The sequence below is a fragment of the Rubidibacter lacunae KORDI 51-2 genome (assembly GCF_000473895.1).
GTDB classification, from domain to species: Bacteria; Cyanobacteriota; Cyanobacteriia; order Cyanobacteriales; family Rubidibacteraceae; genus Rubidibacter; species Rubidibacter lacunae.
On record NZ_ASSJ01000077.1, the window covers coordinates 1 to 8,294 of the forward strand.

Annotated in this window: 4 protein-coding genes and 2 pseudogenes; 4 read left to right on the forward strand and 2 right to left on the reverse strand. The window is 59.6% G+C overall.

The window, feature by feature from the left end:
- Positions 1 to 7: 7 nt before the first annotated feature.
- The 3 genes and pseudogenes from KR51_RS21105 to KR51_RS21035 all read left to right on the forward strand — a co-directional run.
- A pseudogene (locus tag KR51_RS21105) lies at positions 8 to 190 on the forward strand (AMP-binding protein); the annotation flags it as partial.
- A gap of 3 nt (positions 191 to 193) precedes the next feature.
- Positions 194 to 5,818, forward strand: coding sequence for a non-ribosomal peptide synthetase (locus tag KR51_RS14070; protein ID WP_051358221.1), 5,625 nt, complete (start codon positions 194 to 196; stop codon positions 5,816 to 5,818).
- Between the two features lie 82 nt (positions 5,819 to 5,900).
- Positions 5,901 to 6,035, forward strand: coding sequence for a hypothetical protein (locus tag KR51_RS21035; RefSeq protein WP_269634917.1), 135 nt, complete (start codon positions 5,901 to 5,903; stop codon positions 6,033 to 6,035).
- 279 nt (positions 6,036 to 6,314) lie between these two features.
- Here KR51_RS21035 and KR51_RS14075 read toward each other — a convergent pair whose 3' ends face one another.
- Entirely contained in the window at positions 6,315 to 6,710 is a 396-nt protein-coding gene (locus KR51_RS14075) for an IS630 family transposase (protein ID WP_232214623.1), read from the reverse strand.
- 20 nt (positions 6,711 to 6,730) lie between these two features.
- A complete protein-coding gene (locus KR51_RS21430; RefSeq protein WP_022608723.1) occupies positions 6,731 to 7,126 on the reverse strand; it encodes a winged helix-turn-helix domain-containing protein in 396 nt (131 codons plus the stop codon).
- A gap of 303 nt (positions 7,127 to 7,429) precedes the next feature.
- Here KR51_RS21430 and KR51_RS14085 point away from each other — a divergent pair.
- A pseudogene (locus KR51_RS14085) lies at positions 7,430 to 8,227 on the forward strand (IS5 family transposase).
- The last annotated feature ends 67 nt before the right edge of the window (positions 8,228 to 8,294 follow it).

Genomic DNA, 8,294 nt, shown 5'->3' on the forward strand with positions numbered 1-8,294 from the left:
GACTCAATTGCGGACAGCTCTGCCAACATGCACCTTTGTCAATCTTTATGGATCTACTGAAATTACTGCCGACGCAACGTATCACAGGTTTGCTGCTGGCGATCCACTTTCGAAGCTACGAATACCGCCGATTGGGCGCCCAGTTGCCAACACTCAGATTTACATTCTTGACGGCCGGGGGTGTCCCGTTCCTGTGGGTGTGACAGGGGAGCTTTACATTGGCGGCGTTCAGGTTGCGCGTGGCTATCTGAACCGCTCCGACCTGACAGCAGCAAGGTTTGTCCCCGACCCGTTCAGCACCGATCCCGATGCGCGGCTTTACCGGACGGGGGATCTGGGGCGCTGGCGGGCAGACGGGACGCTCGAGTATCTAGGACGCCGGGACTTCCAGGTGAAGCTCCGGGGGCACCGAATCGAGCCTGGCGAGATCGAGGCGTGCCTGCGCGCCCATGCGGGTGTGGACGATGCGGTTGTGGTCGCTCGCGGTTCGGAGAGTGACGGCGGTACGGCCCTTGCGGCCTATGTGGTTGCGGACATGGATGGTGCTGACAACGGCGGTGTTGGGCTGGATGCGCAGGTGCTCCGGGACCATGTCGTGCGGCATCTGCCGTCGTGGATGGTTCCTTCGGCCTACGTGCTCATGGAGGCGTTTCCGCTGACGGCGAGCGGCAAGCTGGACCGGCAGGCACTTCCGACCCCGGATGGAGAGGCTTATGTCCGGCAGACTTACGAGGCACCTGTAGGGGCGGTGGAGGAGACGCTGGCGCGGATCTGGTCGCAGCTACTGGGGGTTGAAAAGGTCAGTCGCCACGACAACTTCTTCGACCTCGGCGGTCATTCGCTTTTGGCCGTCCAGACGATCTCAAGACTGCGCGAGACGCTCGGGAAAGAGGTTACCGTAAAGGATCTTTTTGCCAATCCCGTGTTGAGGGCGTTTGCCGCCGGACTCGAAGCGGCGGGGCGGTCCACCATGCCGCCGATCGCCCCCGTGGACCGTAGCGCCCGGTTGCCTTTGTCGTTCGCGCAGCAGCGTTTGTGGTTCCTGTCCGAATTAGACGAACGAGCGGGCGAGGCTTATGTGATTTCAGGGGGTGCGCGGCTGCAGGGGCAGTTGGACCGTCCGGCGCTCGAACAGGCCCTGGACCGGATCGTTGCCCGTCACGAGGTGCTGCGCACGCGGTTTGTTTCGGTGGACGGGGTCCCAGAACAGCGGATCTATCCGGCCGATGCGGGCTTTGCGCTTGAGCTGACGGACCTGCGGGAGGCCGGCGACCCCGAGGCGGAGCTTGTCCGTCTTGCCGGGCTGGATAGTCGAACCGGGTTCGATCTTGAGGCTGGCCCTCTTATCCGGGGGCGTCTGGTTCAGCTCGGCGAAGACGATCATGCACTTTTGGTCAGCATGCATCACATTGTCTCCGATGGCTGGTCCTTGGGTATTTTCCTCAAGGAGCTGGGGGCGTTGTACGGGGCGTTTGCCCGTGGCGAGTCCGATCCGCTTCCGCCCCTTGAGGTGCAGTACGCCGATTATGCCAGCTGGCAGCGGACATGGCTGTCCGGCGAGGTGTTGCACGACCAGGCGGACTACTGGCGCGAGACCCTGGCCGACGCGCCGGCGCTGCTCGAGCTGCCTGGCGATCGCGCGCGGCCGCCACAGCAGGACTATCGTGGGGCGGCGCGGACTGTCGTTCTGGATGAAGCGCTGACCCGCAGTCTGAAGGCGCTGAGCGAGCGCCACGGTGTGACCCTGCACATGACGCTCCTGGCCGCCTGGGCCTTGCTGCTGTCACGGCTGAGCGGGAGCGAGGATGTGGTGGTGGGCACGCCGGTGGCGAACCGGCGCCACAGGAGTGTTGAAGACTCGATCGGGTTCTTTGTCAATACGATCGCGCTGCGGGTGGATTTGTCCGGCTCGCCCAGTGTTGGCGAGCTGCTGTTGCGGGTGAAGGCCGGGAGCCTGGCGGCGCAGGATCGTCAAGATATTCCGTTCGAGCAGGTGGTCGATCTGGTCTGTTCGGAGCGCAGCCTGTCGCATGCACCTTTGTTCCAGACCATGTTGATCTGGCAGAACGCACCCGCAGCCTCACCTGGGCTTGCCGGATTGTCGGTAACGGACCTTGAGGGGGGTGAGGACACCAGTGCCAAGTTCGATCTTACCCTGTCGCTGAGGGAGAACAGCGGGGGGATCGAGGGCAGCCTGGTTTACGCCCGATCGTTGTTCGAGGGAGCGACGATCGGGCGCTACCTAGATTACTGGCAGCGGCTTTTGAAGGGAATGGCGGTGGAAACCCGTCCCTGTCACGATCTCGAACTGATGGCTGCGGACGAGCGCCGTCTTGTTGTTGAAGAGTGGAACGCAAGCGCAGTGGCTTATCCGGAAGGAATCTGCCTGCACGAGCTGTTCGAGGCGCAGGTTGCAAAGGACCCGTCAGCCGTGGCGCTGGTCTTTGAAGGCGAGGAGCTGAGCTATGGCGCTCTGAATGAGCGGGCCAACCGTCTTGCGCATCATCTGCGGATTCTGGGGGTGGGTCCAGACGGTCTTGTTGGTATTTGCGTAGAACGTGGCTTTGAGATGGTGGTGGGGCTTCTGGCTGTGCTGAAGGCGGGCGGAGCCTATGTGCCTTTGGACCCTGCTTATCCTGTGGAGCGGCTGCGCTTCATGCTGGAAGACAGCGGCCTGCAGGTGCTGTTGCATGACGGCAGCGTGGCGGCTGACCTAATTGTGAAGCTTTGCCATGCCTGTCCCGGGACCCAGGGAGTCGATCTGGCAGGTACGGAAGGCTGGCGCGAGCAGCCGGCGACGAACCTGGAGCGCGGGGCTCTCACACCCCGGAACCTGGCCTATGCGATCTATACCTCCGGGTCCACGGGACAGCCGAAAGGCGTCATGGTCGAACACGGCAACATCGTGAACCAGGTGCTCTGGTATCAAGAGGCCTTCGCCCAGAACGGGGACGATGTGACGCTGCAGAAGACCCCGCTTGGCTTCGACATCTCCGTGTGGGAGATTTTCGTGCCGCTGATGTGCGGGGCTCGGCTGGTGCTCGCCCGTCCGGAGGGTCACAAGGACCCAGCCTATCTGGCGGACATTATCCGCGAGACTGGGGTTACCATACTCCAATTTGTCCCGTCGATGCTGGAGGCGTTTCTGGCGCATCGTCTGAGTGCCGATGCCTGCAAGAGCATCAGGCATGTAATATGTGCCGGTGAGGCATTGTCCGCTTCGCTGCTACAGGGGGCGGGGCGGCGGTTCCCGTCAGCAGGTCTTCATAATCTGTTTGGCCCGACCGAGACGGCGGTGGTTGTCACATCCTGGACCTGTCCGGCCGGGTTCGAGGGCGGGGGCGTTCCCATCGGGCGTCCTGTTGCCAACACTCAGGTTTACATTCTCGACGGTCGGGGATGTCCCGTTCCTGTGGGTGTGACGGGTGAGCTTTACATTGGCGGCGTTCAAGTTGCGCGCGGCTACCTGAATCGCCCTGACCTGACAGCGGCTCGGTTTATTGCCAACCCGTTCAGCACCGATCCCGATGCCCGGCTTTACCGGACGGGCGATCTGGGGCGCTGGCGGGCAGATGGGACGATCGAGTATCTGGGCCGCCGGGACTTCCAGTTGAAGATCCGGGGCCACCGGATCGAGCTAGGCGAGATCGAGGCGTGCCTGAGCGCCCATGCGGGTGTGGGAGCTGCGGTTGTGGTTGCGCGCGGTTCGGGGAGCGAGGGTGACACGTCCCTTGCGGCCTATGTAGTTGCGGACAAGGATAGTGCTGACAGGGGAAGTGTTGGGGTGAATGCGCAGGCGCTCCGGGACCATGCAGCACGGCATCTGCCGTTGTGGATGGTCCCTTCGGCCTATGTGTTGATGGACGCGTTTCCGCTGACGGCGAGCGGTAAGCTGGACCGACGGGCGCTTCCGAACCCGGACGGAGCGGCCTATGTCCGGCGAATCTATGAAGCCCCTGAAGGGGGAGTGGAGGAAACGCTGGCACGGATCTGGTCGCAGCTGCTCGAGGTCGAACGAGTCGGCCGCCACGACAACTTCTTCGACCTGGGCGGTCACTCGCTCCTGGCCGTGCAGATGATTGCACGATTGCCCGAGGCGCTCGGGAAAGAGGTTCCACTAGCGAAGCTTTTTGCTCGACCAACCGTCATTGCCTTTGCGGACGTTCTTAATAGTCAGCACTGCCTGCTAGATCGGGGAATAACAGCGTTTCGCGCGGAAGGAACCAAACCTCCTCTATTCCTTTTCCAGGAGGGCAGTGGTGAAGTCATCTATGGCTTCGAACTTACCCGTCATATCGATGCAGATATACCTGTCTACGGACTGACTAATCACGGTGATTTGAGCACGCCTCTTTGCACGATCGAGGCCATAGCCGCCCATTTTCTGGACTCGATCAAAATGGTGCAGCCGCAAGGACCTTACTACATCGCAGGATGGTCGTTCGGCGGTTTGCTTGCTTACGAAGTCGCTACCCAGATGATCGGCAATGATGACCAGGTCGCATTCCTCGGCCTCTTCGATATCAATTGCCCGCAGTCGTTAGAACCTGCCAGTTCGGAAGAGGATTATCTGCGGCGAATTATCAAAGACAAACACGTTCTCCTGCATCTTGCGGCAATTGCCGCAAGGCGCGGCATACCGATAGCACTGAATGATATAGAGAGCCCTTTACACCAAGATGAGGTTCGACAATACATCTCCCGCATGTATGCATATGAACAAGCCATGCACCAATATCATATTCAACCAATCCCAATCCCCATGCACCTTTTTGCAGCTATCGAAGGTACCCTGGTTAGCCGTTCGGGTGGTTGGGATACTGTCATCTCAAAAGAGCATATTCACTTCGTTTCGGTCCCTGGAAATCACTGGACGATGATGGACCCTCCTAATATTTCCTGCCTTGGGGCATCTGTTTCCAAGTCTCTGAAGGATTTGGATCAGCGGGTTTACAGACAGGGGCGGAGTTACGATCCGCTGGTGACCATTCAAACTGGCCAGATGGGGCAAATTCCGGTCTTCTGCATCCCCGGGGCAGGCGGCAATGTTGCTGGCTTTGCGCCGCTTGCAAATGCCCTTGATGAGTCCTGTCCCATCTATGGTCTGCAACCACGCGGACTGGACGGCCAGCGTGTGCCACACGCGAGCGTTCGGGCCGCTTCCAGATGCTACCTTGAGGCAATTCGAACGGTCTGCCCTGACGGACCTGTCCATCTACTCGGTCATTCCTTTGGAGGCTGGATTGCTTTCCAGATTGCCCTGGAGCTGCTGGAACTCCGCTGCCCAGCTGAGTCGCTCACCTTGATCGACAGCGAAGCACCGAAGCAACACGGGGATCGAGTAAGCGAGTACACACGCACCGAAATCGTGACGAAATTGATTGGGATCTACGAACAAGCTGGAGAATGTTCGCTTGGGATAGAGCCCGCTGAATTGGCGCAGCTCGATGCAGAGCGGCAAATCGGCCGCTTGCATGAGAGTCTTCTTCAGCACGGTTTGATGCCGGCACGTTCCAAGTCACAAGACCTGCAAGGAGTCGTTCGCTCCTTTGGAACCGCGCTCAGGACGAAATATCAACCGGCAAGGCCGTACCCAGGACGGACCGGTTTGATATTAATGAGCAATCCCAAGCTTCCTGAATCGTCCAATGCCAAATTATTTGCGAACAGCGTTGAGGCATGGCGCTTGTGGGCCCCAGAGCTTTTGTCCTGGCATGGTCCGGGCAACCACATGACAGCGCTCAAGCATCCGCATGTTCGGCACTTGTCCAAGTGGATAATGAGCAACTTTCAAGGCCAAGTGGGTGCATCGGAATAAGGCGCGGGTAGGGGTTCCTCCCTCTGACAGCACGATCGCCTATGCATCGCCTATATTCTGAAATTCAACGCATCCGGAAGTGATGGCAATGCCATCCGTCCCCGACCGCGGCAAAGGCACCGAAGTACCCTTTCCCAACGGTCAACTCCTCGATCGTCCACTCGTGCTCGCCAGGGCAGCGCAATGGATGGTCCAGATCGACAGCGACCCGCGCTAGCCTGGATTATTCACGAAAAGTAAGAAAAGGAAGCCCGAAACCTTGGTAGTATCGGGCTTTCCACGTTTTCTAAGTTCTATTCTGCCATGACTGAGTGCACAAACACTTCCCTTCGATTTCCCCTCTCATACCAATTCCTCAAAGTCCTGACACGGATAGCTGGTCGATGAGCCACCGCCACCCGGTCAGCGAGGCGATGAGGTCCCGTCCCGCCAGCTGCAGTCGCGTCCTGACCTTCTCTCGGAGTTCCTCCAAGGCACCGCAGGTCAGCCACTTCAGTCAACTCTTTAACCATTCCCAGCACCGCTCGATTGGATTCACCTGGGGACTGTAAGCCGGCTGAAACAGCAATATTACGTTCTCCGGCACTTGCAGTGCTCCCGCTCGGTGCGCTCCCGCTCCATCGACCTGCATCACGTGCAGGTCCCGCGGATACGCCGCTGCAAACTGCTCCAGGTACTTCTCGAAACACCGACTGTCGAGATGGCTGAACTCCCAGAAGCAGCTTTCCCCCGTCATCGGCTCCACCGCTCCGTACAACCAGAGCGCCTGGAAGCTCCACTGCACCTCCCCCACCGGCTTCACCCCAGGAGCGATCAGTACCCGCCCGGTCTCGGTGTGCAATCTAAAGCGGCTCTCGTCCTGGTACCAGTAACGCACCCACTCGTAGTCCACCACCGCTTCGACCCGGCTCTTCAGTTTCCGGGCAATACGCTCGGGCAGTTTTTTTGAAACTCATCCACGGCATCGGCGTCTTGCTTGACGTCGACGGGACGCGGCGCCTTCAGCTTCGCCCCGAGGCGGTAGCGCACGGTGTCATGGACGGTGGAATAGGACAGCTTCAGGTCCCAGACGGCTTCGAGCCAGGTCTGGACTTCCACATAACTGGAGAAGCTGCGCTCGTTATGGAGCTCTTGCTGCAATTGGGCGAGGGCATCGCCAGAGATCGCTGGCGGGCGACCGGAGCGCGCTTGGGCTCGGTGAGAGCGCTCAAGCCGCCACCACGGTAGTCCCTGAGCCAGCGCGAGACGGTGACGCGAGTACGTCCGAGGAGGCTGGCAACCTGGGTTGCTTGGGAAGCATGCCCTCACTTGAGCCAGTAGAGAGCCTGCAGCTTTTCCTTGACTCGGGCATTGGAGGTCGAGAGAAGGAGGGAGCGCAGTTCTTCATCGGACTCGGCGATATCGATGTGGAGCTCTCCCGGCATGATGACTCATCTCGCGAACCTGAAACCTACTACTCGTATCACATTTTCCCGCATTTGGTATCAACTTCCTCTCAACGTCCGCTTTCGCGACTTTCAACTCAGAGGCCATTTGAAAAGTCCTCATCCGATGTTAGAAAACTCACACGGTCCACGCTGTTGATACTGAAACGACAGCACCGTGTGAGCTATGCCCAAAAACTACACCAGCAATCTCTCTCCCGACCAGTTCGCGCTCATCGAGCCGTTGCTCCCAGCTGCCAAATCCGGCGGTCGCCCCCGCAGCATCTCATTTAACGCCGTCCTTAACGCTATCCTCTACCTGGTTGTCCAAGGCTGTAAGTGGCAAGACCTCCCGAGCGATTTCCCTCTTACTGGAACCGTCTACACCTACTTCCGTAACTGTCGTCTCGACGGTACTTGGCAGCGCTTGCACGACTACCTGCGCGACCGCACCCGTGCTGCGGACGGTCGCGACCCGACCCCGTCAGAGGTGGTGCTCGACAGCCAGAGTGTGCCCACTGCGCCGATGGTGGCGCGCGCTGTCGGCTACGACAAAGCGAAGCAAACTAAAGGGGGCAAGCGTCATACTGTGGTGGACACCCTCGGATTGCTGATGTGCGTGGCGGTGACAGCGGTGAGCGTGCCGGAGCGCTAGGGTGGCAAGCAAGTGCTGCAGCGGCTGCATCGCTTGGGGGAGCGCGTGGGGCGGATTAGCCTGGTGTGGGTGGATGGGGGCTACAGCGGTCAGCCGTTTCTGCAGTGGGTGATGGATACCTGCCTGTGCATTGTGTTGCTGGTGAAGCGACCGGAAGCGGCGAAGGGATTTGTGTTGCTGCAGAAGCGGTGGGTAGTGGAGCGCACGTTTGGCTGATGGTGTTGGTATCGGCGGTTGAACGTGGACTACGAGTACCTGCCGGAGTCATCAGAGACGATGATTCGGATTGCGATGATCCGACTGATGCTTCAGATGGCTGGCGTAATTTGATACCTCCCTGAACTTTTCAAATGGCCTCTAAGCTCGACTTTAGCCATTTCGCTGAGGCATCCGAGGT

What these genes read in the sequence shown, in the direction of transcription:
- KR51_RS21035 (WP_269634917.1), top strand. Translation starts at nt 5,901, where the DNA reads ATGGCAATGCCATCCGTCCCCGACCGCGGCAAAGGCACCGAAGTACCC.